Source organism: Maritalea porphyrae (assembly GCF_030159895.1).
Classification (GTDB): Bacteria; Pseudomonadota; Alphaproteobacteria; order Rhizobiales; family Devosiaceae; genus Maritalea; species Maritalea porphyrae.
In genome coordinates, this window is record NZ_BSNI01000001.1 from 40,414 (window position 1) to 66,393 (window position 25,980).

At 49.5% G+C, this 25,980-nt stretch carries 29 protein-coding genes; 14 read left to right on the top strand and 15 right to left on the bottom strand.

Annotated elements, in window-relative coordinates:
- The first annotated feature begins 1 nt into the window (after position 1).
- The 5 genes from QQL65_RS00225 to QQL65_RS00245 all read left to right on the top strand — a co-directional run bounded on the left by QQL65_RS00225 (position 2) and on the right by QQL65_RS00245 (position 6,205).
- Positions 2-1,165: a branched-chain amino acid ABC transporter permease gene (locus QQL65_RS00225; protein ID WP_284360823.1), complete on the top strand. Its 1,164-nt coding sequence runs from the start codon at positions 2-4 to the stop codon at positions 1,163-1,165.
- A 20-nt stretch (positions 1,166-1,185) separates the two neighbouring features.
- The gene (locus tag QQL65_RS00230) at positions 1,186-1,956 is read left to right on the top strand and encodes an ABC transporter ATP-binding protein (RefSeq protein WP_284360824.1); all 771 of its coding nucleotides are present in this window, start codon (positions 1,186-1,188) and stop codon (positions 1,954-1,956) included.
- Complete coding sequence (locus QQL65_RS00235) at positions 1,956-2,720, top strand: ABC transporter ATP-binding protein (RefSeq protein ID WP_379862978.1); 765 nt, start codon at positions 1,956-1,958, stop codon at positions 2,718-2,720. The genes QQL65_RS00230 and QQL65_RS00235 overlap by 1 nt, the downstream gene beginning before the upstream one ends.
- Positions 2,721-2,849: 129 nt before the next feature.
- Positions 2,850-4,790, top strand: a complete 1,941-nt coding sequence (gene acs / locus QQL65_RS00240) for an acetate--CoA ligase (protein WP_284360827.1) — start codon at positions 2,850-2,852, stop codon at positions 4,788-4,790.
- Between the two features lie 185 nt (positions 4,791-4,975).
- Complete coding sequence (locus QQL65_RS00245; protein WP_284360829.1) at positions 4,976-6,205, top strand: MFS transporter; 1,230 nt, start codon at positions 4,976-4,978, stop codon at positions 6,203-6,205.
- A gap of 3 nt (positions 6,206-6,208) precedes the next feature.
- Here QQL65_RS00245 and QQL65_RS00250 read toward each other — a convergent pair whose 3' ends face one another.
- The 3 genes from QQL65_RS00250 to hemN form a co-directional block, all read right to left on the bottom strand.
- On the bottom strand, positions 6,209-6,496 hold the full coding sequence (locus QQL65_RS00250; protein ID WP_379862980.1) for a GNAT family N-acetyltransferase: 288 nt from the start codon (positions 6,494-6,496) through the stop codon (positions 6,209-6,211).
- A complete protein-coding gene (locus QQL65_RS00255) occupies positions 6,496-7,128 on the bottom strand; it encodes a CDGSH iron-sulfur domain-containing protein (RefSeq protein WP_284360831.1) in 633 nt (210 codons plus the stop codon). Before QQL65_RS00255 ends, QQL65_RS00250 begins: the two co-directional genes overlap by 1 nt.
- A 313-nt stretch (positions 7,129-7,441) precedes the next feature.
- Positions 7,442-8,791 (bottom strand): oxygen-independent coproporphyrinogen III oxidase, encoded by a 1,350-nt coding sequence (hemN, locus tag QQL65_RS00260; protein ID WP_284360834.1) that lies wholly within the window; start codon positions 8,789-8,791, stop codon positions 7,442-7,444.
- A gap of 146 nt (positions 8,792-8,937) precedes the next feature.
- Here hemN and QQL65_RS00265 point away from each other — a divergent pair, with 146 nt between their 5' ends.
- Entirely contained in the window at positions 8,938-9,966 is a 1,029-nt protein-coding gene (locus tag QQL65_RS00265) for a dipeptidase (RefSeq protein WP_284360836.1), read from the top strand.
- 12 nt (positions 9,967-9,978) lie between these two features.
- Here the strand turns inward: QQL65_RS00265 and QQL65_RS00270 are convergent, their stop codons facing one another.
- Both QQL65_RS00270 and QQL65_RS00275 read right to left on the bottom strand, forming a co-directional pair.
- Positions 9,979-10,515, bottom strand: coding sequence for an RNA methyltransferase (locus QQL65_RS00270; protein WP_284360837.1), 537 nt, complete (start codon positions 10,513-10,515; stop codon positions 9,979-9,981).
- 38 nt (positions 10,516-10,553) lie between these two features.
- Complete coding sequence (locus tag QQL65_RS00275) at positions 10,554-11,822, bottom strand: MFS transporter (protein WP_284360839.1); 1,269 nt, start codon at positions 11,820-11,822, stop codon at positions 10,554-10,556.
- Between the two features lie 124 nt (positions 11,823-11,946).
- Here QQL65_RS00275 and QQL65_RS00280 point away from each other — a divergent pair, with 124 nt between their 5' ends.
- Positions 11,947-12,237, top strand: coding sequence for a MazG nucleotide pyrophosphohydrolase domain-containing protein (locus tag QQL65_RS00280; RefSeq protein ID WP_284360843.1), 291 nt, complete (start codon positions 11,947-11,949; stop codon positions 12,235-12,237).
- Positions 12,238-12,240: 3 nt separating this feature from the next.
- Here the strand turns inward: QQL65_RS00280 and QQL65_RS00285 are convergent, their stop codons facing one another.
- Positions 12,241-12,885, bottom strand: a complete 645-nt coding sequence (locus QQL65_RS00285; RefSeq protein ID WP_284360845.1) for a GyrI-like domain-containing protein — start codon at positions 12,883-12,885, stop codon at positions 12,241-12,243.
- A gap of 5 nt (positions 12,886-12,890) precedes the next feature.
- Complete coding sequence (locus QQL65_RS00290) at positions 12,891-13,733, bottom strand: AraC family transcriptional regulator (RefSeq protein WP_284360847.1); 843 nt, start codon at positions 13,731-13,733, stop codon at positions 12,891-12,893.
- Between the two features lie 121 nt (positions 13,734-13,854).
- Here QQL65_RS00290 and QQL65_RS00295 point away from each other — a divergent pair, with 121 nt between their 5' ends.
- The 5 genes from QQL65_RS00295 (at position 13,855) to QQL65_RS00315 (ending at position 16,695) form a co-directional block, all read left to right on the top strand.
- Entirely contained in the window at positions 13,855-14,424 is a 570-nt protein-coding gene (locus tag QQL65_RS00295) for a gamma-glutamylcyclotransferase family protein (protein WP_284360849.1), read from the top strand.
- Positions 14,421-15,083: an RluA family pseudouridine synthase gene (locus tag QQL65_RS00300; RefSeq protein ID WP_284360851.1), complete on the top strand. Its 663-nt coding sequence runs from the start codon at positions 14,421-14,423 to the stop codon at positions 15,081-15,083. Before QQL65_RS00295 ends, QQL65_RS00300 begins: the two co-directional genes overlap by 4 nt.
- Positions 15,084-15,145: 62 nt before the next feature.
- Positions 15,146-15,559 (top strand): PadR family transcriptional regulator, encoded by a 414-nt coding sequence (locus QQL65_RS00305; protein WP_284360853.1) that lies wholly within the window; start codon positions 15,146-15,148, stop codon positions 15,557-15,559.
- Between the two features lie 58 nt (positions 15,560-15,617).
- Entirely contained in the window at positions 15,618-16,265 is a 648-nt protein-coding gene (locus tag QQL65_RS00310) for a DUF924 family protein (RefSeq protein WP_284360855.1), read from the top strand.
- Between the two features lie 19 nt (positions 16,266-16,284).
- The gene (locus QQL65_RS00315) at positions 16,285-16,695 is read left to right on the top strand and encodes a GFA family protein (protein ID WP_284360857.1); all 411 of its coding nucleotides are present in this window, start codon (positions 16,285-16,287) and stop codon (positions 16,693-16,695) included.
- Here the strand turns inward: QQL65_RS00315 and QQL65_RS00320 are convergent.
- The 4 genes from QQL65_RS00320 to QQL65_RS00335 form a co-directional block, all read right to left on the bottom strand.
- Positions 16,692-17,981 (bottom strand): MFS transporter, encoded by a 1,290-nt coding sequence (locus QQL65_RS00320; protein WP_284360858.1) that lies wholly within the window; start codon positions 17,979-17,981, stop codon positions 16,692-16,694. The genes QQL65_RS00315 and QQL65_RS00320 overlap by 4 nt on opposite strands.
- A 45-nt stretch (positions 17,982-18,026) precedes the next feature.
- Entirely contained in the window at positions 18,027-18,545 is a 519-nt protein-coding gene (locus tag QQL65_RS00325) for a P-loop NTPase family protein (protein WP_284360861.1), read from the bottom strand.
- Positions 18,546-18,591: 46 nt separating this feature from the next.
- A complete protein-coding gene (locus QQL65_RS00330) occupies positions 18,592-19,485 on the bottom strand; it encodes a polysaccharide deacetylase family protein (protein ID WP_284360864.1) in 894 nt (297 codons plus the stop codon).
- Between the two features lie 89 nt (positions 19,486-19,574).
- Positions 19,575-19,742 (bottom strand): hypothetical protein, encoded by a 168-nt coding sequence (locus QQL65_RS00335; protein WP_284360866.1) that lies wholly within the window; start codon positions 19,740-19,742, stop codon positions 19,575-19,577.
- Between the two features lie 258 nt (positions 19,743-20,000).
- Between QQL65_RS00335 and QQL65_RS00340 the strand changes: the two genes are divergently transcribed.
- Positions 20,001-21,158, top strand: coding sequence for a trans-sulfuration enzyme family protein (locus QQL65_RS00340; RefSeq protein WP_284360867.1), 1,158 nt, complete (start codon positions 20,001-20,003; stop codon positions 21,156-21,158).
- Here the strand turns inward: QQL65_RS00340 and QQL65_RS00345 are convergent.
- Positions 21,150-21,962, bottom strand: coding sequence for an AraC family transcriptional regulator (locus QQL65_RS00345; protein WP_284360870.1), 813 nt, complete (start codon positions 21,960-21,962; stop codon positions 21,150-21,152). The two genes, QQL65_RS00340 and QQL65_RS00345, sit on opposite strands and share 9 nt — an antisense overlap.
- A gap of 79 nt (positions 21,963-22,041) precedes the next feature.
- Here QQL65_RS00345 and QQL65_RS00350 point away from each other — a divergent pair, with 79 nt between their 5' ends.
- Complete coding sequence (locus QQL65_RS00350) at positions 22,042-22,434, top strand: DUF3224 domain-containing protein (RefSeq protein ID WP_284360871.1); 393 nt, start codon at positions 22,042-22,044, stop codon at positions 22,432-22,434.
- On the opposite strand, the gene QQL65_RS00355 is transcribed toward QQL65_RS00350, so the two are convergent.
- The 3 genes from QQL65_RS00355 to QQL65_RS00365 form a co-directional block, all read right to left on the bottom strand.
- Positions 22,431-23,318, bottom strand: coding sequence for a DMT family transporter (locus QQL65_RS00355; RefSeq protein WP_284360872.1), 888 nt, complete (start codon positions 23,316-23,318; stop codon positions 22,431-22,433). The two genes, QQL65_RS00350 and QQL65_RS00355, sit on opposite strands and share 4 nt — an antisense overlap.
- 114 nt (positions 23,319-23,432) lie before the next feature.
- Positions 23,433-23,963 (bottom strand): response regulator, encoded by a 531-nt coding sequence (locus QQL65_RS00360; RefSeq protein ID WP_284360875.1) that lies wholly within the window; start codon positions 23,961-23,963, stop codon positions 23,433-23,435.
- 132 nt (positions 23,964-24,095) lie between these two features.
- Positions 24,096-25,904: an ATP-binding cassette domain-containing protein gene (locus tag QQL65_RS00365; RefSeq protein ID WP_284360876.1), complete on the bottom strand. Its 1,809-nt coding sequence runs from the start codon at positions 25,902-25,904 to the stop codon at positions 24,096-24,098.
- Between the last annotated feature and the right edge of the window lie 76 nt (positions 25,905-25,980).

The window sequence follows — 25,980 nt, forward strand, 5'->3', positions numbered from 1 at the left end:
CATGAACAAAATATTCTCGATGTCACGCAAAGACGTTCTTACATTCGTCATCTTTTCAGCAGTTGTTTTGTTGATGCCAATCTGGTTGCAACCTTTTGGCGCTGCCTATCCTGATTTGATGCAGAAATTCGCCATCTTTGGCATCCTTGCCATTGGCTTCAACGTGCTGTTTGGCCTCACTGGCTATCTCAGCTTTGGTCATGCTGCTTTCTTGGGCGTGGGTTCATATACTGCAGTTTGGACATTCAAACTGTTCTCAATGAACCCGATCCCTGCCCTAATTCTAGCAGTGATTATGGCTGGCCTATTTGCCCTTGCGATCGGTTATGTGAGCCTGCGTCGCTCAGGCATTTACTTCTCGATCCTAACGCTTGCGTTCGCGCAAATGTCCTACAACCTTGCCTATTCCGTGCTTACGCCCATTACAAACGGCGAAACCGGTTTGCAGCTTGAGTTGCAAGACCCCCGCGTTATTGACAGCGCCTTTGGTAGCACGAGTGATGGCTCATTGCCGGTATCCAACCTATTTGGTCTGGTCGATATGAACGGCATTCCGGGCTTCTACTTCTGCGCGGTATTCTTGATCATTGGCTTCTTTATCACCCAACGTATTTTCGCCTCACCATTTGGCATGATGCTGCGGGCGATCAAATCAAACCAGACACGGATGAACTATACAGGCTTTAACACACGTCCTTACACGCTTACTGCCTTTGTGATCTCAGGCATGTTCGCTGGGCTTGCTGGTGGCTTGATGGCGGTTACTGATCCTCTTGCTGGCGCTGAGCGCATGCAATGGACAGCGTCTGGTGAAATCGTTCTGATGACGATTTTGGGTGGCGTTGGCACGCTGATTGGACCTGTGGTTGGCGCTTGGCTAATCAAATATTTCGAAAACATTTTCTCTTCATTCAACGAAAGCGTGCTGCACAATCTGTTCGCGTTCTTGCCCGATGGCGTCGAAAAATTTGTTGTCGAAATTACTTCAATGTTTGTTGGCGAAGGCTGGCACCTCACCTTGGGTCTAATTTTCATGCTTGTGGTGACATTCTTGCCAGGCGGCATGATGGAAGGCTTCAGACGTATTGGCTCATTGTTCAACCGCGATGGCGGCGACAAAGCCAAGCCGAATGAAAAAACGCCAGCTCCGGCACCCGCCGAATAGGTCTTGAAAGGACATTTGAAATGACAACAGAAAACGACAATATCGTTCTTCACGTTGCTGATGTGCACAAGACCTTTGGTGGCTTGCACGCCCTAAGCGACATTGATTTGCAGATCGAAGAGGGTAAAACCCACGCGATCATCGGCCCGAACGGCGCCGGCAAATCTACGCTCCTCAATGTGGTGGTGGGTCGTTTGGCCCCTACCCGCGGCGCTGTGGTATTTGACGGCCAAGTATTGACCGGAAAGCAACCACACGAAATCAACCAAGTTGGTGTGGCTCGTGTGTTTCAAACACCAGAGATCTTCCCAGATCTCACCGTGTTGCAAAATGTCATGATCCCCGCATTGGCAAAGCGTGATGGCTCATTCACCTTGAATTTCATGTCATCTCTAGCGGATGAAACCGAAATTCGTGATGAAGCAATCCACATGCTTGAGGATGTGGGCATGAAAGCAAGTATGGATATGCTTGCTGGCTCGCTATCACGTGGTGACAAGCGACGCATGGAGCTTGCCATGTGCTTGATGCAGCACCCACGTCTACTATTGTTGGACGAACCAACTGCGGGCATGTCTCGTCATGACACCAACACCACAATTGACTTGCTGAAGAAGATCAAGGAACGTGGGATGACCAAGGTCATTATTGAGCACGACATGCATGTTGTGTTTTCATTGGCCGACAAAATCTCGGTTCTGGCGGGTGGCCGTATCATCGCCGAGGGAACACCGGAGGAGGTGCGCAATAACCCGAAAGTGCAAGAAGCATATCTTGGGGGAGCACACTAATGAACGCCATGAACACAGAAAATCAAATCACTGAAAGCGCCAGCGCGTCAAACGCTGACCGCCCATATTTCCAAGTGAAAGACATTCATGCCTATTATGGCGAAAGCTATATCGTGCAAGGCGTATCGCTGGAAATCCCACATGGCCAAATCTTGGCTTTATTGGGCCGGAACGGTGCAGGCAAAACATCCGCATTGCGCACATTTGCGCGGACGGAAGATCCTCAGCTAACACAAGGCGAAATTTGGCTTGATGGCCAGCCGTTGCACAAAATGAAATCCCACGAAGCAGCCCTTGCAGGCTTGCAGTTGGTGCCTGAAGATCGCCGCATTATCCAGGGCCTAACCGTTGAAGAGAATCTATCTCTTGCGCAGGTTGCACCGGGTCATGGATGGGCAATTGAACAAGTTTACGAGCGTTTCCCGCGCCTCGCTGAACGCCGCAATCAGGAAGGCGTGACCCTTTCTGGTGGTGAACAGCAAATGCTGGCCATTGGCCGAGCATTGGTAAGGGATGTCAAACTCTTGCTGCTGGACGAGCCTTATGAAGGTCTTGCACCAGTGATTGTGCAAGAGATTGAAAAGATCCTGAGAGAAATTAAAGAACTCGGGATCACCACCATTATCGTTGAGCAGAACGCGGTCGCCGCGCTTCGTCTCGCCGATAGGGCGGTTATTCTTGATACTGGTGAGGTTGCCTTTACCGGCTCCGCACAAGAGGTCTTGGATAATGAGGAACTTCGTCACGAATATCTCGCGATCTAGTTTCTAGCAAGAATTGGGGGCGTAAGCCTCCAAGAGACCGGGCACGGTAGGGACCGGCCATTTAAACATTGAAGGTTTCAAAAAGGGTTCGCCAGCGCTTGAAAAGTGTTGGCGGGCAAGAGGAGAGCTATGTCCGGGAAAACTTATCCAGTCCCTGCCGATTGGGCAAAAAACGCCCTAATAGATGCGGACACATATGAAGAAATGTACGCGCGGTCCGTCAATGATCCGGATGGATTCTGGGCCGAGCAAGCTAAGCGATTAGATTGGATCAAAGAGCCAACCATCATCAAAAACACCAGCTTTGATCCTGTGTCGATCAAATGGTTTGAAGATGGCGAACTAAACGTTGCCTACAACTGCATCGATCGCCACCTTAAAGACAGCGGCGACCGTGTCGCCTTCCATTGGGAACCGGATCATCCTGACCAGCCGGGTCAAACAATCACTTACACCCAATTGCACGAACGTGTCTGTCGTTTCGCCAATGTGCTCAAATCACTGGGTGTTAAAAAAGGTGACCGTGTCACCATCTATCTCCCAATGATCCCAGAGATCACATATGCAATGTTGGCATGCGCGCGCATCGGCGCGGCCCATTCGGTCGTCTTTGCTGGCTTCTCACCAGAAGCGCTCGCGGGGCGCATCAATGACTGTGACAGCACCGTGGTGATCACAGCAGATGAAGGTCGGCGTGGTGGCAAAACCGTGCCGCTCAAGAAAAACGTTGATGATGCAATGCCGCACGCATTGGGCGTTGAAAAGGTCTTGGTGGTTGAGCACACCGGCGCAGACATCACCATGAAGGGTGGGCGCGATGTCTGGTGGCACGAAGCTGCAGCTGGCGTTGATGACTTTTGCGAATGCGAACCGATGAACGCTGAAGACCCGCTGTTTATCCTTTATACGTCTGGTTCAACCGGTCAGCCAAAAGGCGTTGTCCACACATCCGGCGGTTACCTCACCTACATCAACTTCGCCCATCGCGCGGTCTTCAACTATGAGGATGGCGACATTTTCTGGTGTGGCGCGGATTTGGGCTGGATTACCGGACACAGCTTCACGCTATATGCGCCGCTATCTAATGGCGCAACATCAGTGATGTTTGAAGGCGTGCCGAACTTCCCCGATGCATCACGCTTTTGGCAGATCATCGACAAATACGAAGTCAACCAATTCTACACCGCGCCAACAGCAATTCGAGCGCTTATGGGTGCGGGCGACGAATATGTCACTAAAACCAGCCGCAAGTCGCTCAAATTGTTGGGTACGGCTGGCGAGCCGATCAACCCTGAAGCTTGGGAATGGTACCACAAAGTGGTTGGCGAAGAGCGCTGCCCGATTGTCGACACTTGGTGGCAAACTGAAACCGGTGGATGCATGTTGACCCCATTGCCCGGCGCACACGGCCTAAAACCCGGCGCAGCGACAGCGCCATTCTTTGGCATCAAACCCCAACTTGTGGACAATGATGGCAACGTGCTTGAAGGCGCAGCAGAAGGCAACTTGTGCATTCTTGATAGCTGGCCTGCGCAAGCACGCACCATTTACGGCGATCATCAGCGCTTCGTGGACACTTATTTCACGACCTATAAGGGCAAATACTTCACCTCAGATGGCTGCAAGCGCGATGAAGATGGCGCTTATTGGATCACGGGCCGTGTTGACGACGTTCTAAACGTATCTGGGCACCGCATGGGCACCGCCGAAGTGGAAAGCGCATTGGTGGCACATGACAAAGTGTCTGAAGCTGCTGTTGTGGGCTATCCGCACGACATCAAAGGTCAAGGCATCTATGTCTATGTCACCCTGATGGCGGGTAACGAGCCAAGCGACGATTTGCTCAAAGAATTGCGCACCTGGGTACGCAAAGAAATTGGTCCAATCGCAACGCCAGACCTTATACAATTCGCACCAGACTTGCCTAAAACCCGTTCGGGCAAAATCATGCGACGCATCCTGCGCAAAATTGCCGAGGATGAATTCTCCAACTTAGGCGACATCTCTACGCTTGCCGACCCATCTGTGGTCGAAAAGCTAATTGACAATCGCCAAAACAGATCGGCTTAGACCCGTCCCCACAACCTCTAAGTCGTAATTCGGGGTGTCCTTTTTCAAAGGACACCCCTAATTTCTTGTTGCCGTTTCACATCACCAAAAATCCAAATGCCCGGCGTTCAGCCAAACAGCTTGAATTGCATATTACTATGATGCACGACTGAGGTCCCTCCAAGGAACTCAATTAGGCCACGCCAATGGCAAACGGACACCAATCAGCATCACTGTTTAAACACGCTGACTTTTTGAAACTTTGGGCGGCCCAAATTGGTAGCGCATTTGGTTCGCGGATTACCCGAACAGTTCTGCCGATGATTGCAATTCTGACAATCAACGCGACGCCAAACGAAATCGCAATTCTAAGCGCCCTCAGTTTCGCGCCTGGGCTAATTGTTGCGTTCTTGGCGGGCGGCTATATTGATCGCAACAAGAAGCGTCCACTTTTGATCACGACCGACCTCGTTCGTGCAGCATTGATATTTTCAGTCCCAATTGCTGCACATTTCTCCGCCATGTCGATGATGCAGCTCTACGTTGTCGCCGCGGTCGTTGGTGCGGCCACCTCTATCTTCCAAATCGCCGACAATGCCTATTTGCCTCGCTTAGTTGCAAAAGATCAGCTGGTGGACGCCAATTCCAAGTTAGAAGCCACAGATGCGGTGGCCGAAGCTTCTGGTCCGGGCATTGCAGGGCTGTTGGTGTCTTTGTTTAGCGCGCCCATCGCCATGATCTTTGACGCGATCACCTATCTTTGGTCAGCGCTAATGTTGTCGTTCATCAAAAAACCAGAACCTAAGCGAACCGCCAAATCCGCGGAAGACAGTCTACTGCGAGATGCAGTTCTAGGTTTCAAGTCTTGCGTTAAACACCCGATTGTCGGCCCCATTCTAGCCGCTGACACGCTTATGACACTGGCTGGCGGTATCTATGTCACGCTCTATATGGTGGTTGCATTGCGCACCCTTGCGCTTGATCCCTTCACCGTGGGCGTGATCATATCACTCGGCGGCATAGCCGGATTTTTTGGCGCACTCGCTGCGGCCCCAGTCGCCAACAAATTCGGTTTGCGCAATACCCTTGTTGTCACCATGGCATTAGGACAGTTGGCCAACTTCGGTATTCCACTGGCGGCGGCCCTTCCCCAATATAGCATTGCGCTACTATCATTCCAGCAAGTTGCTGGCGACTTCTTTATGACCATCTTTGTGATCCAAGCCCTTAGTCTGAGACAACGCGAAATGCCTGAAAATGTGTTGGCGCGCGCCAACGCAACTTTTCAGCTGACAACCGGTATGGTGATCCCCTTAAGCGCATTAATGGCCGGTCCAATTTCCATGTGGATCGGGATCACCAACACCCTTTGGATCGCCGCCATCGGCGCAATGTTCGCACTTCCAATTCTGCTGATGATCAAAAAGCCCAATTAGGGTTCACTTAATCACATCAGACCATTCAGGGTGTCGCTGATATTGCGCTTTGACAAATGGGCAAAGCGGCACAATCTTTGTATCTGTCGCACGTGCATCTGCAATTAAATATTCCACCAGCGCCTTGCCCACTCCTTTGCCTTTTAAGGCTTCGGGCACACCTGTGTGATCCGCAATAATGGAATGTGCGCTCATACGCGAATAGGTAAGTTCCGCTTCAACACCATCGACAACGGCCACGTAACGACCACGACTGGGGCCATCAAACTTCTTGATCTCAATATCAGCCATTAATCTGCTTCAAACCCGATCTCTTTATGCGAACCATCGCAAAATGGTTTATTCTTCGACGCGCCGCAGCGACACATAGCAAAACGTTTGCCAGTCGTAATTTTGCGACCCGACCCTGCGATAATTTCTAGGTTACCAGAAACCATCAGCGGACCGTCTTTGATCGGTTTCAAAGATAGCTCCCCGTCTCGCGCCTCAAGTGTTGCAGCATCATCTTTTGCCGACACATCGCTCGTTGCTTCAAACTCAGCATCCAAATGGGAATTGTCGCAAAACGGCTTATTTTTAGATTGCCCACAACGGCAAATTACAGCGCGAATGCGAGGCTCTTGGCCGTCGATTCGCACATCCCCGCGATATTCAACCGGGCCATTCTCCCAAAGACGGGCTGAATTCACTTTTGGCAGTTCTTCGGCGTCTGTGCCGTCTTTCATTTCATAAGTAAGCGCGCCGGACGGGCAATCACGCACCAGCCGCGCAATTTCACTTGGGTCCGCATGTTCGGGGAAAATCCATTGCCCTTTTGCGCCGGGATTGAAAACCTCCGGCAAACCCAACACGCACCGGCGCGCATGGATGCATTTCTTACCATCAAAGCTAACTGAGATTTTGTCTGATTCAACCGTGCCCATTGTTTCCCCTCACCCAATTCTAATCAAAAAATATTGGGTGAGTTTGAGCGCAAAATATGGATTGGGCAACAGACGCTGCGATCACATAAAAGTTAGAACACACAACTGTTGAGTTCGGGTCATGTTAGAAAGAACAGACCGAGCAAACCAAATCCCACAAACAACGAAAATTCAACAAGCACTCTGGGATGAGAGACGCCAATTCCAAGTTCACTAAGATTGATCAGGGTATAGATCAAATAACCCGCTGCCACCGCACTGACTAAAAAGCAAACAAGTGAAACTGCATTCATATTGCTTGGTTCGATCGCCGTTACACCGCCTTTGAATGCCGCGCATTGCCCTGACCAAAATAGGTGTCAAACTTTGCAGCAATGGCCCGTACAAATGGTTTGCCTTTGTCACTCAACCCAAATGTATCATGAGTGATGTAGACAAAATCGTCCTGGTCCGCCGCGGCAATATAACCTGCATCATTCAAAATCGTCGGCGCTAAATCACCAAAACATTGAACAAATTGATCAATGTCGAATTTGAAGTCGCACATGAGCTTCTCAATCACCCAACCACGGGCACGATCGACATCTGACAGTTCAAACCCCTTGGCAATGGCAAGGTCGCCATTGTCAATTGCAGCTTGATACTGCCCTGTCGCAACAATGTTTTGTACGTAGCCGTTCTTTGTTTGGCCAATGGCAGACCCGCCAAAACCAATTAACGCATCAGAATTATCAACCGTGTAGCCTTGGAAATTCCGGCGCAAAGTGCCATCTGCGGCCGCCTTTGCCATCGAGTCTGAAGGCAGTGCAAAATGGTCAAAACCAATACGATCATAACCAGCATCTGCCAATCGATCTCCAGCCATAATCGCATGCTCAAAGCGCTCAATTGTGCCGGGCAAGGTGTCATCCTTGATCATTTTCTGATGCGTTTTCATCCAAGGCACATGTGCATAGCCAAACAGCGCGATGCGATCCGGACGCAGCGACAAAGTTTTGTCTACGGTTTCAAGCAATCGCTCTGTTGTCTGAAAAGGCAAACCATAAAGGACATCCAAATTGATCGATTTGATGCCTGCATCCCGCAAGGCAAAAACCACATCGCGGGTGATCTCAAAACTTTGCGGGCGGTTGATTGCCTCCTGCACCTTTTTAGAAAAGTCCTGAACACCAATGCTGGCACGAGTCATACCAAATGCAACCATGCCCTCGATCTTCTCCGGCGTTACATCGCTTGGGTCAATTTCAATCGAGATCTCAGCATCATCTGCAAACTGGAAGGCGCCACGCATTTTCGCGCCAAGCAGTTCCAAATCGCTTGGTTCGAGCAAAGTCGGTGAACCACCACCTAAGTGCACAGCCGTGACAATCGCAGCAGGCTTCACCAGCTTAGAGATCATCTCGATTTCTTTGTGCACCCGCTTCATGTAGGCCTTCACAGGCGCATATTTGAGCGTCTGCTTTGTGTTGCAACCACAAAACCAGCACAAGCGATCACAGAATGGAATGTGGACATAAAGCGACAACCGATCACCTTCGCCCAAATCTTTCACCCAAGATGTATAGGTCGCATTGTCAACTTCACTGGTGAAGTGCGGCGCCGTCGGGTAGCTCGTATAACGCGGCACGGGAGCAGCGTATTTTTCAATGATTGCGTGGTCCATCTCAATCCCTATCAGCTGATAAGAGCCACAATATTGATGCAATCATTTTCTACCTTGATCGAAATCAACGGCGATTGCGCATTGGCAATACCCCAGACCCATGCCACAATTGCTCCAAATCACTTCCTTTTCTCAGCCGGATATTTATGACCAATAGCGCGCCTTTTCCCATATTCGACGGCCACAACGACATTTTGCTCAAACTGTTAGAAGAGTGCCCTGAGGACCCAGCGAAAGCGTTCTTTTCGCCACGCAAAGGGCAACATATAGATTTACAGTCAACTCAAAAGGGTGGGTTTATTGGCGGCTTATTCGCGATGTTTATCCCCCCAGAAGATGGCAAATCATTCCGCACGCCGCCAAGCCAAGAATTTGCGCGCGACTACACAATGAACATGATCACACTGTTGCGGGACATCTCTGCAGAATCCAACGGACAAGTGCAGATTTGCCGCTCAGTTTCTGACATTCGCACAGCAATGACAGAGGGTCGCCTCGCCCCTGTTCTTCATATTGAAGGTGCAGAAGCGATTTTGCCAGATTTGTCAAACCTTCAAGCCTTTTACCAAGAAGGTTTGCGCTCAATTGGTCCCGTTTGGAGCCGATCAAACGCCTTTGCCCACGGCGTGCCGTTTAAGTTCCCTGCATCGCCAGACACGGGCCCCGGACTAACCAATGACGGCATCGAGTTGATCAAGGTGTGCAATGAAATGGGCATCGCCATTGACTTGTCGCACATGAACGAAAAAGGCTTTTGGGATATTGCGCGCATTTCAAATAAGCCGCTAATCGCTAGCCACTCAAACGTACACGCGCTTTGCCCAACCACTCGAAACTTAACCGACGATCAGCTTAAAGCCATTAAGGACAGCAATGGAATTGCCGGTTTGAATTTTGCAGTGGCGTTTTTGCGCAAAGACGGTGAGAAAAACCAAGATGTGCCTATGTCGACACTTATTGAGCACATCGACTACATGGTCGACAAGATGGGGATCGACCATGTGGGGCTCGGGTCAGACTATGACGGCGCGCCGCCACCTTTTGATTTGGACAGCACCGCAAAACTGCCGAACCTTACCGATGCGCTGCGCGATGCGGGCTACGCCGATGATCAAATCAACAAAATCTGTTTTGGCAATTGGCTACGCGTTCTAGAGGACACTTGGGGCGAATAGGCCCACCAGCGCTTACAAATCCTCAATCGCAGTGCGCCGCTTCCGCTTACCGTGAATGTGAATAGGTTTGGGCTCTACGGGCCCGCCTACTTTGACCGGGCGCGGGGCAAATTTGCCGAGCGTTGCGATACGATCATACATCACAATTGCACCCGCCGTTGCAACGTTGAGGCAAAAGCTTGTCGGGATTTTGATCACATAATCACATCGATCCAATATTTGCGGTGAAAGCGATGCGCGCTCTGGGCCAAGAATATAGGCGGCCTGCGTCGGATGTCGAAAACTTGGCAATTCTATTGCATCATCGGTCAACTCAACCCCAACCAGCTGGCAGCCACTGGGCAGCGCCATCTCGTCCCAGTTTGCCCATTCATAATATGGGATATTGGTGAGTGCCTTTGATGTGTCCGCATTGACGAACTTGTCGCCTAAATCTGATTTGATGGTAAAGCAAAAGCTTGCACCAAACCCATGCGCGGTTCGAGCCAAATTCCCAAAATTATTGGCCTTCGAGATTTTCTCAGCCCCAATTGCAAAATATCCGCGCATACCGCCTCATGTGAGTGTTTTCATCGGCAATACAAAATTTAGACCGCTTTGGAAAGTTCTGGTTCCTCAGCCGTTTCGTCGGGACGCTGGAACTTAATCACTGGAATAATCAAAAGCGCGACCAGGCCCAGCAGCAACGACAGTGCACCACCCACAATAAAGGGCACGCCCAAACCAAACTGCGAGGCCAGCACTGCGCCGATAAAAGGCGCTGCCATCATAGCAAGCACGGTCATTGCTTCATTAACAGCGGTAACACGCCCCATTTTGTCAGGAGGTGTTTCCATCTGCAAAACCGTGCGCATTGGCACAAATACCGCCGAACTCACAAATCCCACGATGAAAAAGGCCGGAACAAACACCCACAATGGCAACGCCCAATTGTAAATGGCAGCAAAGCCCAGCAGCAGAGTGAAAAACGCCGCAAACATCATGCCTGGTCCTATCATTAGGTAAGGATGATAATGCCGCTTGATGCTGCCTAGTGCCAATGCGCCCAGAACACCACCAGCGCCAACTGCAGTTATGGAAAGGCCCAAAACAGACTGATCAAAGCCCAATTGCTTCGTGACTGGTCCAATCAATGTGTCGTGCAAGAACACGGCGAAGAAGCCGAATGCCCCAAGCCCAATGGTCACCCACAATGCGGGGATTTTCCCGACCGTTTTATAGCCTTCGGCTATTTCACCAAATATGCCGCCCTTTTTTGTATCGCTAGTGTCTTCTTCAGCCTTCGTCGGTTTGGGGCGAAGTGATTTTGATAGCGTTAGCAGGATACCCATCGCACAAAGTGAAACCAAACCGTTGATAACGAAGACTGTTTGACTGCTGACGATCAATAGCAATGCGCCACCGACCGCTGGTCCGGCAAGTTTCGACGCCTGATTGATGACTTGGCTCAGGCTGTTTGTTGCCATCAGTTCTGATTTATCCGCCAGTGCTTGAATGGCAGACTGCTTCGCGGGAGAGAAGAAGCTATCTACCGTTGAACGGAAAAGAACCAACACCAGCACAAATTCTGGAAAACTTGCAAAAGCCAGTGCAAAGGTCGCCATCGCGCGACCCAAATTTGACCAAACCATAATTGTCTTGATCTCATAGCGATCGACAAGCGCGCCGGCGAACGGCCCAAATAGGAGATAAGGCAGTGAATAGGTGAGTGCAAAAAATGCGAAATAAATGGGATCGACAGACCATGTGTAGGTGAACAAAGAAATGATCGCCACAAAATCCAACCAATCTGCAAAATCAGCTGGCAATTGAGCTACGAGTAATCGACGCAAATCTGTGTTCTTTGGCAATTTCATCTATCTGTCTCCCAGTTTACACACACTAATTAGACACAAATCTTTCCACTGTCAAGATTGTTTGCTGTCCGCCCAAATCATGTGAAGATAGAACGGAGCGTATCCAAAAGGGGGAAATGAGTAGATGCAACAAGACCAGCAATGCGTCGCCATTGAAAGAAGGCACGAAGAAGCACTGACGCTATTGATTGAAGAATGCGCGGAGGTCATTCAAACAGTTTGCAAAGTAAAACGGTTTGGCGCGGACACCAAAAGCCCAGGAGCAAATGAAAAGAACGGCAAAATGTTGACTGAAGAACTGGCGGATTTGCTCGCTGTAATTCGCTTGGCAGAACAGCATGGAGCCATAGATCTGCCAAACGAAGGAATGATTAGGCGGGCTATAGCGCGCAAGCAACGCTATTCCAGCCTTTGAACATTACCGCAAGTGCACCGGCTGACGCAAAATGGTTTTCAGCTTATCTGCAGTCACTTTTCTGGGGTCGCTAAGATAAATCTCATGATGCTTACCGACCATTTTCATCTTGTTTTGCGATATATATTCATTGTGCATTTGCGCCAAAATCGGGCCTTCATCATCATAGGAGCCAACGTGCAGAACTTGCACACAATCACCTTCGTCAAATGTCTCTAGCCGCACTGATCGTAATGCTGCCTCGGTGGTTGGCGGCTCTGACTTGGCATTGTTCTTCGCAATCGATGTTGCCAAGACTTGATCAAGGTGTTCACGCAGCAACCAATCTGGTTGCCTGATCATCATTGTCCATTTCCATTGGTCTTTTTCACGGGTGATGAATGTGTTCATATCATCAGCCCACCAAAGCCCTTCCAAAGGACCAACAACATAGTCTTTCTCCATTTCAATCTTGGAGAAGAATTTCATACCGTAACTTAGCGCATAAAGCGCTGCAATTGCGGGTGGATAGCTCTCTCCAACTGGACCACCATCGCCATCAATCATCAAAAAGTTCATTGGTGGGACATTTACCAGATCAAATCGGCCGACCTTCCCACTATAAAGCTTGGAATTTTGGCGCTTAAAATCAGTTTTCTTTTTGCTCATCTGGCTCACTCAATTGGCATATAGATTTCGGTCAACAATTCACTTGGCGCAACTTGTCGCGGATCATTTAAATAATCCTCCATACAAGGCGCATCTCGCAGTTCATGATCCGACTGAGAGAGCCATGTACCATAGAACCAATGATAAGCTAGCGGCAATTCGGCATAAGGCCCTTTAAACCGCATAACCGCAAATCGCCCACCAGCGACTTTCACGCGTTCAAAAGGCTCCTCAGGTTCAACCTCGTCCTGCTCAACGATTCCAGCGTAGGCATTAAGTTCTTTTGTCGGCACAATATCAGGATCGTCAAAATAAACGCCAATCGAGCGCATGTTTGGCCCATAAAGCCCATTCTGCTGCCCAAACACGTTAAGCTTCTCAAACGCCTTGCCGATTTCGGAGTAAGCACCTTGATGGTGAAGACCAACCATTATCAAAGGTTCGGCATCTTTGATCGCAACTTCGTACATTTTTGCATCCCCGTTAGAGACATCTGAAAAAATATTCGAGGGCCGTCCTTTTTCGCGGTATTTTGCCGGCGGCATGCCATATTGGGCAGAGAACGCACGCGAGAACGCTGACGTGCTGCCATAGCCAGATTTTTCGACAATGCGCCCTAACGGCATTTTTGAATTTGCCAACTGCGTTGCAGCGCGATGCAAACGCAACCGCCTAACCGTCGCAACAACGCTCTCACCCTTCAACCCACGATATACCCGATGCCAATGGTAGGGCGACAAACAAGCTATTTCAGCCAAATGGTTGAGATCAATATCCTCATCCAGATGATCGTAGATATAGTTGATAACCCGATCAAATCGGTCTTGATATTTGCTGTTCGCCAACATTACTGCCAAATCGTCCCTTCAAATCACCACACAAGATAATCATATCCTCAATTGACAAATCTTGCTGAATTTGGTGCAGATCAACATCTCGAAAGCTAATCGATCCAACTCTGGGATAATCATGAGCAGTTTTTATTATTTTGCCTATGGGTCAAACCTACTCAATGCGCGTCTACAAAATCGGTGCGCATCGGCAAAACCAATCACCACCGCCAGCGTGAAAGGCCACAGCATCAACTATGGCATGGTGGCAGATGACGACCACGGTGGATCAGGCAAAATGGCAATGTTTGCCACAGACAATGGCGATGATGAAGTGCACGGCGTTGTATATGAATTAAGCCTCTCCGACGCGCCAGTGCTCGATCGCTTTGAAGGTTTAGATTGGGACCGCCCAATGAAATATACAAGAGAAGCTGATTTGAAAGTAGCAACGCAGAGTGGCGACATACTTCAAACCGTGACCTACATGGTAGAACCACATAAGGAACCACCACTGCCATATCACTGGTACTGGGCACTTTGTTTGTCAGGCGCAATCGAAAATGGTTTGCCGCTTCACCACCAAGAAATGCTTGCCGAGCACCCACATATGCCGGACCCTCATCACGAGCGCGAAGGCAAACTCGAAGCTGAATTGCTATTACATAAATCGGGCTTTGGGCACCTGCTTGAAAAACGAAGCGCATGATTGGCGCGTTTGTTTACGAACCACCAACCAATCCATTTTTGAGCGTCATACATGTCGATGACGACATCTTGGTACTAAACAAACCATCGGGATTACTCACCGTACCAGGCAAAGCCGCCGAGCATTCAGATTGCTTGGAAGCCCGCGCGCTAGAAGAATTCCCCAGTGCGCGTATTGTCCATCGTTTGGATATGGATACGTCCGGAGTTGTGATCATGGCCATGCGCGCAGACGCACATCGTCATCTTGGACTGCAGTTCGAGCGCCGCCATACATCAAAAACCTACGTCGCGGATGTTTTTGGTGTGATTGAAAACGAACAGGGTGAGATTGACCTACCGCTTCGCTGTGATTGGCCCAATCGGCCAAAACAAATGGTTGATCACGAGCAGGGCCGCAAAGCGCTAACGAAATGGCGTGTCATAAATCGGACTGAAACTAGTACCCGCGTAGAACTAACGCCCATCACCGGCCGTTCGCACCAATTGCGGGTGCACATGCTGGAACTCGGCCATCCAATTTTGGGTGATCGGTTTTATGCATCCGGCGATGCATTGGAAGCATCTGAAAGACTACAACTTCATGCGCTGTCGCTGACAATTCATCATCCAACTGGTGGCGAGCGCGTCACATTTGAGGCACCCCTGCCATTCCAATAGCAATACCTCCTATATATATTACCCATTGACATATACACATTTGTTCGTCTAGCTTTTTGGGAATGGTAGAAGAACAGATCAAATCCAAGACCGGGCGTAACAAACCAAAGGTCGATTATACGAGCCAAGATTATTGGAACGGCCTCATTCGCATGAGCATGTCCAAATTCTTCGTGCTTTGCGTTCTCGCCAACAAACCTATGCACGGCTACGAAATCAACAAAGCCGTAGAGCGCACAACCAATGGCTGTTGCGCCCCAACCCCTGGTGCACTCTATCCCGTTTTACGTGAGTTCGAAGAAGGTGGATACGTCACCTATCGCGAAGAAACAGTGTCGGGCCGCGCTCGCAAAATCTACACAATCACAAAAAAAGGCAAAAAAGCATTCGATGTGGCCGCCAAAACGTGGCTAGACATGAGTACGTGCATCACCGCCAGTGCCAACGGGCGCTGTGATACGGACGACTGCTGTTAGGCCCCCTTTTTTGCCCTAATATATTACCCATCAATATATATCACCCGAAAGACAATCTGTGAACGACATCATGCAAAAAGACCCAACTACTGAACTCAATACCATAATCTCCTACTGGTTTGGACCAACTAATCAGGACAAACCTTTTGACATGCAATCAATTGAAATGCAGCGATGGTACGGCAAAAGTCCAGAAATTGACCAAGACATCAAACGACGCTTTGAGGGCCTTTATGTCCAGTTACATTCCAACGAAGTTGCATCGGTTTTTGAGCGCCGTCCGATCCTAGATCAACTCGCCATAATCATTACATTGGACCAGTTCCCGCGAAATATGTATCGCGAAAGTGCGAAAATGTATCAAGCAGACGCCAAGGCGCTGGAACTGTGTGATATCCTCGTCAACAATTCCGAATTTGAGCAGCTTGATCTCTTCAAACAGATGTTTGGAACCTTACCGATGATGCACGCTGAAGACAAAGCGATGCAACGTGAGACCGTCAGGCACTTCACACGATTTGTCGATCACACAAATTCGACAGCGTCACCAAACCTAGATTTTTTTGAAAACGCATTGGGGTTTGCGCTTCAGCATCAAAAAATTGTCGATCGTTTCGGTCGGTATCCGCATCGCAACGAAATTCTGGGGCGCACAACCACTACTGAAGAACTTGAGTTTTTGCAGCAACCTGATAGCTCATTTTAACAAAGGCTTGGAGAAAGACATGACAAACACCCTATCTGGAAGTTGCCTATGCGGCGAAATCGCCTTTGAAATTGAAAACCAATTCGACAATTTCTATTTTTGCAGCTGCGCGCAATGCAGGCAAATTACAGGCTCTGCCTTTGCTTCAAACCTTTTTGCCAAAACAACTGGTTTCCGTTGGACAAAGGGCGAAGAAAAGGTGAAACGCTTCAAATTGCCAAATCGGGACATTGCGAAAACGTTCTGTCCGAACTGCGGTTCCGGCGTGCCAAAGATTAGCGCAGATGGTCAATCTGTTATGGTTCCCGCCGGCGCGCTCAATGGCGAACCACAAATGCCTTTACCAAAACGGATTTTCCAAAGAGAAAGGCCAAATTGGGCAACATACTATGAGGCTTACGATGCCTTTGAGCGGTTCCCTCTGCGCTAGCTGATCTGCTTTGTTGCCGCGCGTGCAGCATCAATCTTTGCGTGAGTTAAACGCACATGCAAGACTGCCAGCCCGCCAAACATCAATAAACCTGCCAACAAATGTGGAACGCGCAGTGCCCATTCGCGCCCGATTGCGACAGCAGCAACGCTGACAATGACACCCCCAAGGAAGGTGCCGATAGGCATCATGCCCCAGCCGAAGAAACGATAGACACTGTTCACTCGTCCAAGCAATCTATCGGGGATGATGGTTTGACGAAGCGACACCGTGACAACATTCCAAACGATCCCTGCAGATGAACCCAAGAACAAAGCTGCCCACGCAACATAGGGGTTACTGTTTAAGCCAAAAATGACTGACTCAGTGGCGAACATAAAGAGTGAAACACGCAACAGCGTGGCCGAGCGAAACCGCTTAGCCAGGTGCGGAGCAGCAAGTCCTCCAATTACCCCGCCAAATGCAGCGCCTGTGAGAAGCAACCCAAACCCCGTTGGATCAAGACCCAATATCTCTTGGGCAAACAAAACCTGGGTGGCCAGTGCCATCATATATGCGCCGTTGGTTAGCCCCAGAAGCAGTGCCAGATCGCGCAACAAAATATGCTGGAACAACCACCTCAAACCTTCTTTGAGGTCTGCAACCCAGTGGGCAGGCACATGATCATCTGGCTGAAACGTTTTGAATTGCCCGGCCATCAGAAACACCATCAGCGCTGCAAGGAACAAAATCCCCGCATTCACAGCAAAGGCCAGTGCAAGCGAAATGGCAATGATAAAGCCGGCCAGAGGTGGCCCGCATAAAGAATTCATCACCAACTCTACCGTCGCCAATTTGCTGTTGGCATTCTCCAGTTGTTCAGATGGCACCACAGAGGGCAGAATGGTTTGCGCAGCATTGTCGCGCAATACTTCCGCCATCCCGAGCATCAGTGCGGCGGCATAGAGCACACCAAGCGGAAGAAGCACGTTGTTTTGAGCGGTTACTTCCGCTGCGGGTCCATTTACCGCTGATACCACAACGCCAAGCACCAAAACCGTCAATACGGCACGCGCAATGTCAGTCAGAAAGATCAACCGTCTTCGATCAACACGGTCGATGATCACGCCGGCAGGCAATGAAAAAAGCAACCATGGTGCGCGACCAAACAATGGCACCAACGCAATCAGGAAAGGGTCTCTAGTCAAAAGCGATGCAAACCAAGGGAACGCAATCAGCGCAATCCCATCACCTAAGTTGGATGCAGCGCTGGCAAGAAATAGCTTAAAGAAATTTGGATTGATCATATGGGCGCACGTAATCACGATTGCGACGGTGCGACAATTGGCAAATCACGAAGCGATGCGTTTTTCATCCAGCTGTGCCACGAACGCATCAATCGCTTTTACAGATTTTAGGCGCACAAACTCGCCATCAAAGCCTTGCATTATCTTGAGCATTTTCGGCTTTGATCGCCGGTTGTAATTCACAACATAACTCAAGAACTCAAAATCCATTTTCTCCGGACATCCGGGCGCTGCATCAATGCGTGTTTTCCCCAAGTGCGTCAGCCACCGTTTCAAAACACGATAGACGCAAAACCAAGTCGGAAAATCCAAGAAAATAACGGTATCCGCACGTTTGATCCGACGTTCGAAAGTGTTGGAATAGTTGCCGTCCATCACCCAACTGTCGCCTGCGACGAGCTCATCAACAATTGCATTCCATTCGTGATCCGGCTTGATTTCCCATCCGGTCCGAAAAAAGTGCTGATCCATATGAACTACAGGCAAACCAAGCTTTGCACCCACACGGCGTCCAAGGGTCGACTTGCCAGAGCCTGAACAGCCAACAATCAATAATCTTTGCATGAGCGCACCTGCTAGGCGGAAAGGAGGGACGCGCGTTATAGCCAAGCTAGTTCGATTGAGCAAGCAGCGTGTTGCTGCGTAGTTGAAGTTGACGATCTGGAACCAAAGACACAACTTTGTATCCGCGAGCTTTCAGCTCCGCCAAAAAGTCAGGAAGCATATTCACCGTGCGCTGATGGATATCATGGAACAGAACGATACCTTTGCCCTGCGCCTCAAGCCGCTTCAATGTGCGATCAAGAACAGCTTGTGAGCCATCTTGATAATAGTCTTTGCTGTCAATCTGCACATCCATTATCACCAAACCCGCATTGTTTACCGCTGTGCGCAATTTTTGGGTTTGTGCCAAATACGGAAAGCGGAAAAACGGTGCAGGTGATTTGTTGATCGGCGAAAGCGCTGCAACCAAAGGCTGGCGGCCACGTTCAATTTCAGCCAATGCGGCAACAAGGTTCAACTTTGTAAGATCGCCGTGCGAATGGGTGTGAAGCCCGACTGTGTGACCGCGTTTTGCGACTTCACGCACAAGCCCTGGATGCTTTTGCGCGGCTTGTCCCAACATCAAGAAGGTCGCCTTCGCATTGTACTGATCCAAAATCTGCAGAATTTTGTCTGTTTTGCCGGGCCGAGGGCCGTCATCAAAAGTGATTACCACCTCACCCTTTGCCAATTTGATGTCGCTTTGCGTTTCAATCGACAAACTGCGACCAGCGAGCCCACCACGCAAACGCGCAGTAAAACCTGCATCATCATTTATCGATGCAGTGCGAACACGATCAACTGTCTTTGGGGGTTCATTTGCAACGGCAATAGGCGCTGTAACACCCGATTTTGCCGCATATGCCAGTTCTTGAGCGTTGGGGGTTGCTGATTGATCAAGTCTTTGTGGTGGTTTCGCACAACCAGTAAGAACTGCACACAGACAGACTAACGCCAACACAACCCTTACGCACAACATGTACAAAACCTACAACTATGAAATCATAGGTTTTTTACATCGGTTATGGTTAATTATTTATTTCCAACAACTTAGCAGGCAGTTTGTTCATCTTTGATTAAGAACTCCACACCCTCAAGCACATTAATGAGTTGTTCGTAGTCTCGCCGCGAGATCACCAACATCTCTTCACCCGCAGGGGAATATAGTGACTGGGTCTCAACACGCGAAAGCGCGGTGAGCAATATCTGGTTTTTCATTTAAGGGGCCTCTGTCGCCAAGCAATAACTTTATTTTGCCAAATCGTTTTGACACGCAATACTTAAGCGCGCTGTTAATCACATTCTTTACAGCATTTCCAGAGCAAATTGACGTTTACGTAACTGTGTTTACTAATGCGCAACAATAAATAGGTTGGACCAATAGTCATTTTCACTTGAAACCCGATTTGGCGCGCCCTAGTGTGCCGAAAAACTCAAACGGGCGAAAAGCTCGGCTCCAACACATTGTGAGGCACTATGGTCGATAAGCAAAAGCGCGGCAACCAACACATCACCACGCGGATTGTACAAGCAAATGGTGTGATTGACCCGCAAACTGGTGGCGTAGTGCCTCCAATTCAGTCTTCAACCACATTTGCACGTAACGCGGACTATTCCCAAATTAGCCCGGATCACCTTTATGCACGGGACGACAACGACTTGGTTCGGCTGGGAGAAGACGTCCTGACAAAGGCCGAAGGTGCAGATGCGGGATTGCTTTTCCCATCTGGCATGGCAGCCATTGCAGCAGTTATGCGTACTGTACCAAATGGCGGCACAATCATAATCCAGTCACAGATTTATTGGGGCACGACAAAATGGGTTCGCGATTTCTGCGCCAGACGCAAAATCGCGTTGCATGAAATTGAATGTAGCGAGACCGCGGCCATAGAAGCTGCAATTGATGCACACAAACCAAACCTAGTCTTTGTTGAAACACCATCAAACCCATGGCTGCGCATCACTGACATAGAGGCCGTTGCCAAAGCCTGCGGCGGCGTTGACGCTACTCTTGTTGTCGATTCAACTGCCGCCAGCCCTGTGTTAAGTAATCCCCTCGCCTTTGGTGCCGATATCGTAATGCACTCCGCAACGAAATCGATCAACGGCCACTCTGATGTTTTGGCAGGATTCCTCGCCACGGCAGACGCGCAAAGCGAAATTTGGCAAGCAATAGCCATGGATCGTCATGACGCGGGCGCAGTAATCGGAAGTTTTGAAGCTTGGCTACTCATCCGCGGAATGCGCACATTGCCGCTCCGTATGGAACGCATGAGCGAAAACGCAATGAAAATCGCAGAGTTCCTAGATGGGCACGCTCAAGTTGAAGCTGTGCTATACCCCGGGCTAAAGACCCACCCAGCACATGCCCTTGCGACGAAGCAAATGCCAAACGGATTTGGCTCGTTATTAAGCTTCCAAGTCAAAGGCGATGCAAAAACCGCTCTTGAAGTTTGCTCAAAGCTCGAAACATTCAAGCGCGCCACATCACTTGGCGGGGTTGAAAGCCTGGTCGAACACCGTCACTCAATCGAAGGCGACGCCACGGGTGTACCCGAAAACCTCATTCGTCTGTCGGTTGGAATCGAGCATATTGACGATTTGATTGGTGATTTGAACCAAGCCTTATCCTAAAGCTTGCGGCAATCCAATTTCTGACGGGCGACGGCCCGTCAGCCTCTTAAAGGCTTTGGAGAAGTGCGCTTGATCGAAATATCCAAGCGCATGCGATAATTCGGTCAACGAAACTGCATCAGCATTGTTAAGCGCTTCAATCGCCTCGATCATTCGGTAACGCTCGATCACCCATTTGGGACCAATGCCTACATATTCGGCAAATAGCCGTTGTAGGGCACGCGGCGAGATATCGAAATGTCGTGCCACCACGGCAACCTCAAAAACCTCACGGTTTTGTTCAATGAATGACACCACATTGCACGCCAAATCCGCCTTTGCATCCTGCGGACATACTCTCGTCTTTATGATTTTTTCCACATTCGGCGCAAATGCTGCACAATTCTTGCAAGCAGCAAACTCTTGCAGAAGCGCCGTGTCATCTGCTGCGAAATAAGACGAAATCGGCACGCAATTATCGGTCAACTTGTTCATCTTGTGCGACGCTATGCGGCGGAAATGGCCCGGGCGAAACTTAACCCCGAATATCCGTCCTTTGCCTTGCAAGTGGTAGGTAAACGCGCCGCTCGTCAATCCAAAAACGCCAGATTGATATTGCGGATCAAGCACGAGATGTTGGCTGGCATGCGGCAGATGTTCTTGCGCATATGCTTTTCCAGCAGGCAAGTCCCACTCAATAATCCAGTAATTTGCAACAAGCGTCGCCAGCTCTGGACTTGGGCTCACCAAGGTCAGATCAAAATGCTGCAAGCTTACATGTTTTTCAATCAGGCCCTTTGCCTGATTTGGTTTCATACGACCCATGAATAGGCGTTCCCTGTCGCATTTTTACAATTCCCCTTTTGCCCTTTGTGCAAGGCTTGTCTCAACAAGGAGAATATATATGCGCATTTTAGCAGGTGAATTTACAATCGCCAAATGGGAAGAACAAAGCTTTATGGATACGCCGCTTCCCGCAAAGGCAAATGAGGCCAGCATTTCCTATATAGTGTCTGGCGACCTTGAGGGAGAACTGCGCGGCAAATATATCATGATTTACAATGATGACGCTCAAGCAAGCTACAATGGCGCGCTGCAATTTGCAGGCACAATTGGCAAGCAGTCAGGTTCCTTCTTCATTCAAGAAACAGGAAAATTTGAGGATAACGTCGCAACCACAAGTTGGGTGATCATCAAAGGATCAGGCACGAGGGATTTCAAAACGATATCGGGAACAGGCAGCTACTCAGCCAAAGATCGATCCGTCAATTTCGAACTCGAAGTTGAAGGCGTCTAGCGCTTTGGACTTTTACGCACTTGTTTCCGCGCCACCATCAAGCACGCCAATACAATCATTATGGCCCCTATCCACAAACTCACATGCGGCACTTCGGAGAAAAAGATAAAACCATACAAGGCGGCCCAAACAAGGGCAGTGTTGTCAACCATTGCAAACATGGATGCTGGCACATGCTTCAATGCGGTCACGAACATCATAAACCCAACAGCACCTAAAATCCCCAACGCTGCAACGCGCCATACTTCATCACCCTGCGGCACAACGAAGTCGCTCACAAACAGGAACGGTAGACAAAACAACGCGATAAGACCTGCTTGAACAAACGTGATTACTTGAGCACTTGATTGCGAAGTTTGGTTCTTCAAAATAACGATGCTGATCGCGTAAGTGAAAGGGCTTACAATTGCCGCCACCCAACCCCAGAAGCTTCCATTGGCGTTAAGCGGCGTTTCTTGCCCACCAAATGTCACAATCATCGCCCCCGAAAAGCCAAGAACAGATGCAGCAATAAGTGTTTTGCTCAATTCTTCTTTCAAGACGACAACCCCCATAACCGCAACCATTACAGGCGCTGTAAGGGCAATCGCGGTGACAAGGCCAAGCGGCAATTCGCCCAATGCGTAAAAGAAGGAAAAGGCCGTCAAACCGATCATGATGGAGCGAATGAAATGGGTTTTCATTCGGCTCCAATGTGGCAGGCTTGATTTTGTCGCAAATACCAAAGCGCCAAGCAAAATCGCAGCACCAACTTGGCGGAAAAACAAGATCTCAATTGTTGGCAATGTGCCGGATAGGCTTTTGACAAGCGCATCCATTAGCGCCAATACAGCAGCCCCAGCCGATGCCAATAGCAGAGCCTGCACCGCCCCCAAGTTTCGCATTTTTTCACCAATTTTGAGTTTCGCCCACAAGAATTGGTCGCGAGCATTAGGAAAGCCAAGCTAAGCGTTAGCCGCTTGTTTAGGCAAGGAAAATCTGAAAACCATTTAAAGCGCCTATTCCGGCGCATTGCCGACATTTCGGGGCAAAACGCTAGCTTTGTCTTCCTCGCGTCGCTCATCACCTGACATGAAGTCTTTGATTGATCGACGCCGATCTGGCCCCACATAGCCTGATGGCACAGAAATACATTCGCGTGGATTATCAATTGTTTTTTCAATCCGCAGCTGAACAGCTTTTTCGGCAACGGGTTTTACAAGAACTTCATCCACCCCCGCTTTGATCGCCCGCATGACCGTTCTTGGCAAACCATTGTCAGAAATCAGTATTACCGGCACAAGGCGCGAAACAATGTTCTTATCGATGCGCAACTTTGCTACAAATTCGAGCGGGTTCTGACCGGTCAAACTGTCATCAACAATCAGCACATCAACGGTTTTAGTTTGCAGGTGCTTTATCGCACCCTCAGCCTTGGTGAACAGCGCCACGTCGCGAACATCCATCGTGCGTAACGCGCTACGCACGCAGTCAATAATTGGCCTTTGCTCTGCGTAAATGACCACCTGTTGACTGGAATATTTTGACATCAGCACCTCAATTTATTGAGCCAGCATGATCAGCCTAGCCCAATACCTTAAAAATCTCGCAAAGCAATTGAGTTCACTTCTAAGGTGAACGGTAAATCTCACTTCAGTAAACTAAAATCAAATCAGCTTAGATCAGCTGCTTTCTATTTCTTCTCTTAGTAGCTCAATTTCAAGCCATTGGTCTTCTTTTTCGTCCAATTTTTCCTGGGCTTGCGACAATTGGACACTCAACTGCTGAAACTTTTCCGGATCGTTGGCATATAGATTTGAGTCAGCCAACTGCCCCTGGATGTTCGCAATTTCAGCACCTAGCTTTTCCATTTCGCCAGGAAGTGTTTCCAGCGCGTGTTTGTGCTTGAAGGAAAGCCTCTTCTTTGGTGATTTTGCTTCAGTTGCAGGTTTCATTGATTTGGCTTTGACGACCTTCTCGATTTGCTTTGGCTTTGTAACGCCATATCCGCGCAAACGAACCATGTCTGAGTAACCACCGGGATACTCCGTCCACACACCGTCGCCGTCAGCTATAATTATTGAGGCAACCGTGCGATCAAGAAACTCCCGGTCGTGGCTCACGACCAGAACGGTTCCCTCGTAATCGGCGATCATCTCTTGCAGCAAATCGAGCGTTTCTAAATCCAAATCGTTGGTCGGCTCATCTAGGATCAAGAAATTTGAAGGCAATGACATTGATCGCGCGATCATTACTCGCGCACGTTCACCACCCGACAATTTGCCGACCGCCGTGTTTGCCTGTTCAGGCAGGAACAAAAAGTCCTTCATATAACCAACCACATGGCGCGCTTGCCCATTGATGACTACATTGTCGCCACCGCCGCCGGTCAGGGCATCTTTCAACGAGGTTGTTGGGTCAAGTTGCGCCCGCTTTTGATCTAGCGTTGCCACCTCAAGCTTGGTCCCCAACTTTACCTCACCACTATCGGGCTCCAATTCGCCAATTATCATTTTGATCAAGGTGGTTTTGCCTGCCCCATTAGGCCCCACAATACCGATGCGGTCGCCGCGCATAATCCGGGTCGAGAAGTCAGCAACGATTGGTTTATCGCTAAAGCTTTTAGATATCCCTTCAATGTCGGCAACAATTGCGCCACTTTGGCGGCCATCTGCGACACTCAGCTTCACATTGCCGGTAGGGCCACGATGGTTGTCGCGTTTTTGCCTCAAGTCCGCCAATTCCGACATACGGCGCACATTACGTTTACGCCGCGCCGTAACGCCATAGCGCACCCAATGCTCTTCACGAACAATCTGCCGATCAAGCTTGTGTTGTTCTAACTCTTCTAAAGCCAAAAGTTCGTCGCGCCATTCCTCAAAATGGGCAAAACCCTTGTTTATCTGCCGCGTCACGCCACGATCAAGCCAAACCGTTGACCGGGTCAAGTCGGTCAAGAAACGCCGGTCGTGAGAAATGATCAACATGGCCGACTTCATTGAAGTCAACTCCGCTTGCAACCATTCAATTGCAGGCAAATCCAGGTGGTTCGTAGGCTCATCGAGCAACAACACGTCTGGTTCAGGTGCCAACGTTCTCGCCAAGGCGGCACGGCGCGCCTCCCCCCCGGAAAGAGACTTTGGATCAGCGTCCGGTTTCACCCCCAATTGCTCTAACAAATATGTCGCGCGATACGCATCATCCCCTGGTGCCAAACCAGCTTCCACATATGCCAATACATTCTCAAATGCAGACAAATCGGGCTCTTGCGGCAAATACCGAACGGTAACACCAGGCTGCACAAAACGTTCTACTTGATCCGCCTCAACATCGCCTGATGCGATCTTAAGCAAAGTAGACTTGCCAGAACCGTTGCGCCCCACCAACGCGATGCGTTCCCCAGGGGCAACGAACAGCTCTGCCCCTTGCAAAAGCGGGGTGCCCCCAAAGGTGAGGTGAACATCTTTTAGGCTTAAAAGCGCGGCGGCCATGGGCTCTCATCTTTAAACTGGATTAGATATGCGCTTGGCTTTAGCATCATGATCTAAAAGGTCAAACATTTAGATG

Bases quoted from the DNA above. Each gene is read 5' to 3' on its own strand.
- QQL65_RS00300 (WP_284360851.1), top strand. From the start codon at position 14,421: ATGATTGGCGCGTTTGTTTACGAACCACCAACCAATCCATTTTTGAGC.
- QQL65_RS00270 (WP_284360837.1), bottom strand. From the start codon at position 10,515: ATGCGCGGATATTTTGCAATTGGGGCTGAGAAAATCTCGAAGGCCAAT.
- QQL65_RS00340 (WP_284360867.1), top strand. From the start codon at position 20,001: ATGGTCGATAAGCAAAAGCGCGGCAACCAACACATCACCACGCGGATT.
- QQL65_RS00335 (WP_284360866.1), bottom strand. From the start codon at position 19,742: ATGAAAAACCAGATATTGCTCACCGCGCTTTCGCGTGTTGAGACCCAG.
- QQL65_RS00305 (WP_284360853.1), top strand. From the start codon at position 15,146: ATGGTAGAAGAACAGATCAAATCCAAGACCGGGCGTAACAAACCAAAG.
- QQL65_RS00225 (WP_284360823.1), top strand. From the start codon at position 2: ATGAACAAAATATTCTCGATGTCACGCAAAGACGTTCTTACATTCGTC.
- QQL65_RS00360 (WP_284360875.1), bottom strand. From the start codon at position 23,963: ATGTCAAAATATTCCAGTCAACAGGTGGTCATTTACGCAGAGCAAAGG.
- QQL65_RS00325 (WP_284360861.1), bottom strand. From the start codon at position 18,545: ATGCAAAGATTATTGATTGTTGGCTGTTCAGGCTCTGGCAAGTCGACC.
- QQL65_RS00235 (WP_379862978.1), top strand. From the start codon at position 1,956: ATGAACGCCATGAACACAGAAAATCAAATCACTGAAAGCGCCAGCGCG.
- QQL65_RS00350 (WP_284360871.1), top strand. From the start codon at position 22,042: ATGCGCATTTTAGCAGGTGAATTTACAATCGCCAAATGGGAAGAACAA.
- QQL65_RS00255 (WP_284360831.1), bottom strand. From the start codon at position 7,128: ATGGGCACGGTTGAATCAGACAAAATCTCAGTTAGCTTTGATGGTAAG.
- QQL65_RS00285 (WP_284360845.1), bottom strand. From the start codon at position 12,885: ATGAGCAAAAAGAAAACTGATTTTAAGCGCCAAAATTCCAAGCTTTAT.
- QQL65_RS00290 (WP_284360847.1), bottom strand. From the start codon at position 13,733: ATGTTGGCGAACAGCAAATATCAAGACCGATTTGATCGGGTTATCAAC.
- QQL65_RS00265 (WP_284360836.1), top strand. From the start codon at position 8,938: ATGACCAATAGCGCGCCTTTTCCCATATTCGACGGCCACAACGACATT.
- hemN (WP_284360834.1), bottom strand. From the start codon at position 8,791: ATGGACCACGCAATCATTGAAAAATACGCTGCTCCCGTGCCGCGTTAT.
- QQL65_RS00345 (WP_284360870.1), bottom strand. From the start codon at position 21,962: ATGGGTCGTATGAAACCAAATCAGGCAAAGGGCCTGATTGAAAAACAT.
- acs (WP_284360827.1), top strand. From the start codon at position 2,850: ATGTCCGGGAAAACTTATCCAGTCCCTGCCGATTGGGCAAAAAACGCC.
- QQL65_RS00315 (WP_284360857.1), top strand. From the start codon at position 16,285: ATGACAAACACCCTATCTGGAAGTTGCCTATGCGGCGAAATCGCCTTT.
- QQL65_RS00320 (WP_284360858.1), bottom strand. From the start codon at position 17,981: ATGATCAATCCAAATTTCTTTAAGCTATTTCTTGCCAGCGCTGCATCC.
- QQL65_RS00245 (WP_284360829.1), top strand. From the start codon at position 4,976: ATGGCAAACGGACACCAATCAGCATCACTGTTTAAACACGCTGACTTT.
- QQL65_RS00365 (WP_284360876.1), bottom strand. From the start codon at position 25,904: ATGGCCGCCGCGCTTTTAAGCCTAAAAGATGTTCACCTCACCTTTGGG.
- QQL65_RS00295 (WP_284360849.1), top strand. From the start codon at position 13,855: ATGAGCAGTTTTTATTATTTTGCCTATGGGTCAAACCTACTCAATGCG.
- QQL65_RS00230 (WP_284360824.1), top strand. From the start codon at position 1,186: ATGACAACAGAAAACGACAATATCGTTCTTCACGTTGCTGATGTGCAC.
- QQL65_RS00275 (WP_284360839.1), bottom strand. From the start codon at position 11,822: ATGAAATTGCCAAAGAACACAGATTTGCGTCGATTACTCGTAGCTCAA.
- QQL65_RS00250 (WP_379862980.1), bottom strand. From the start codon at position 6,496: ATGGCTGATATTGAGATCAAGAAGTTTGATGGCCCCAGTCGTGGTCGT.
- QQL65_RS00280 (WP_284360843.1), top strand. From the start codon at position 11,947: ATGCAACAAGACCAGCAATGCGTCGCCATTGAAAGAAGGCACGAAGAA.
- QQL65_RS00355 (WP_284360872.1), bottom strand. From the start codon at position 23,318: ATGCGAAACTTGGGGGCGGTGCAGGCTCTGCTATTGGCATCGGCTGGG.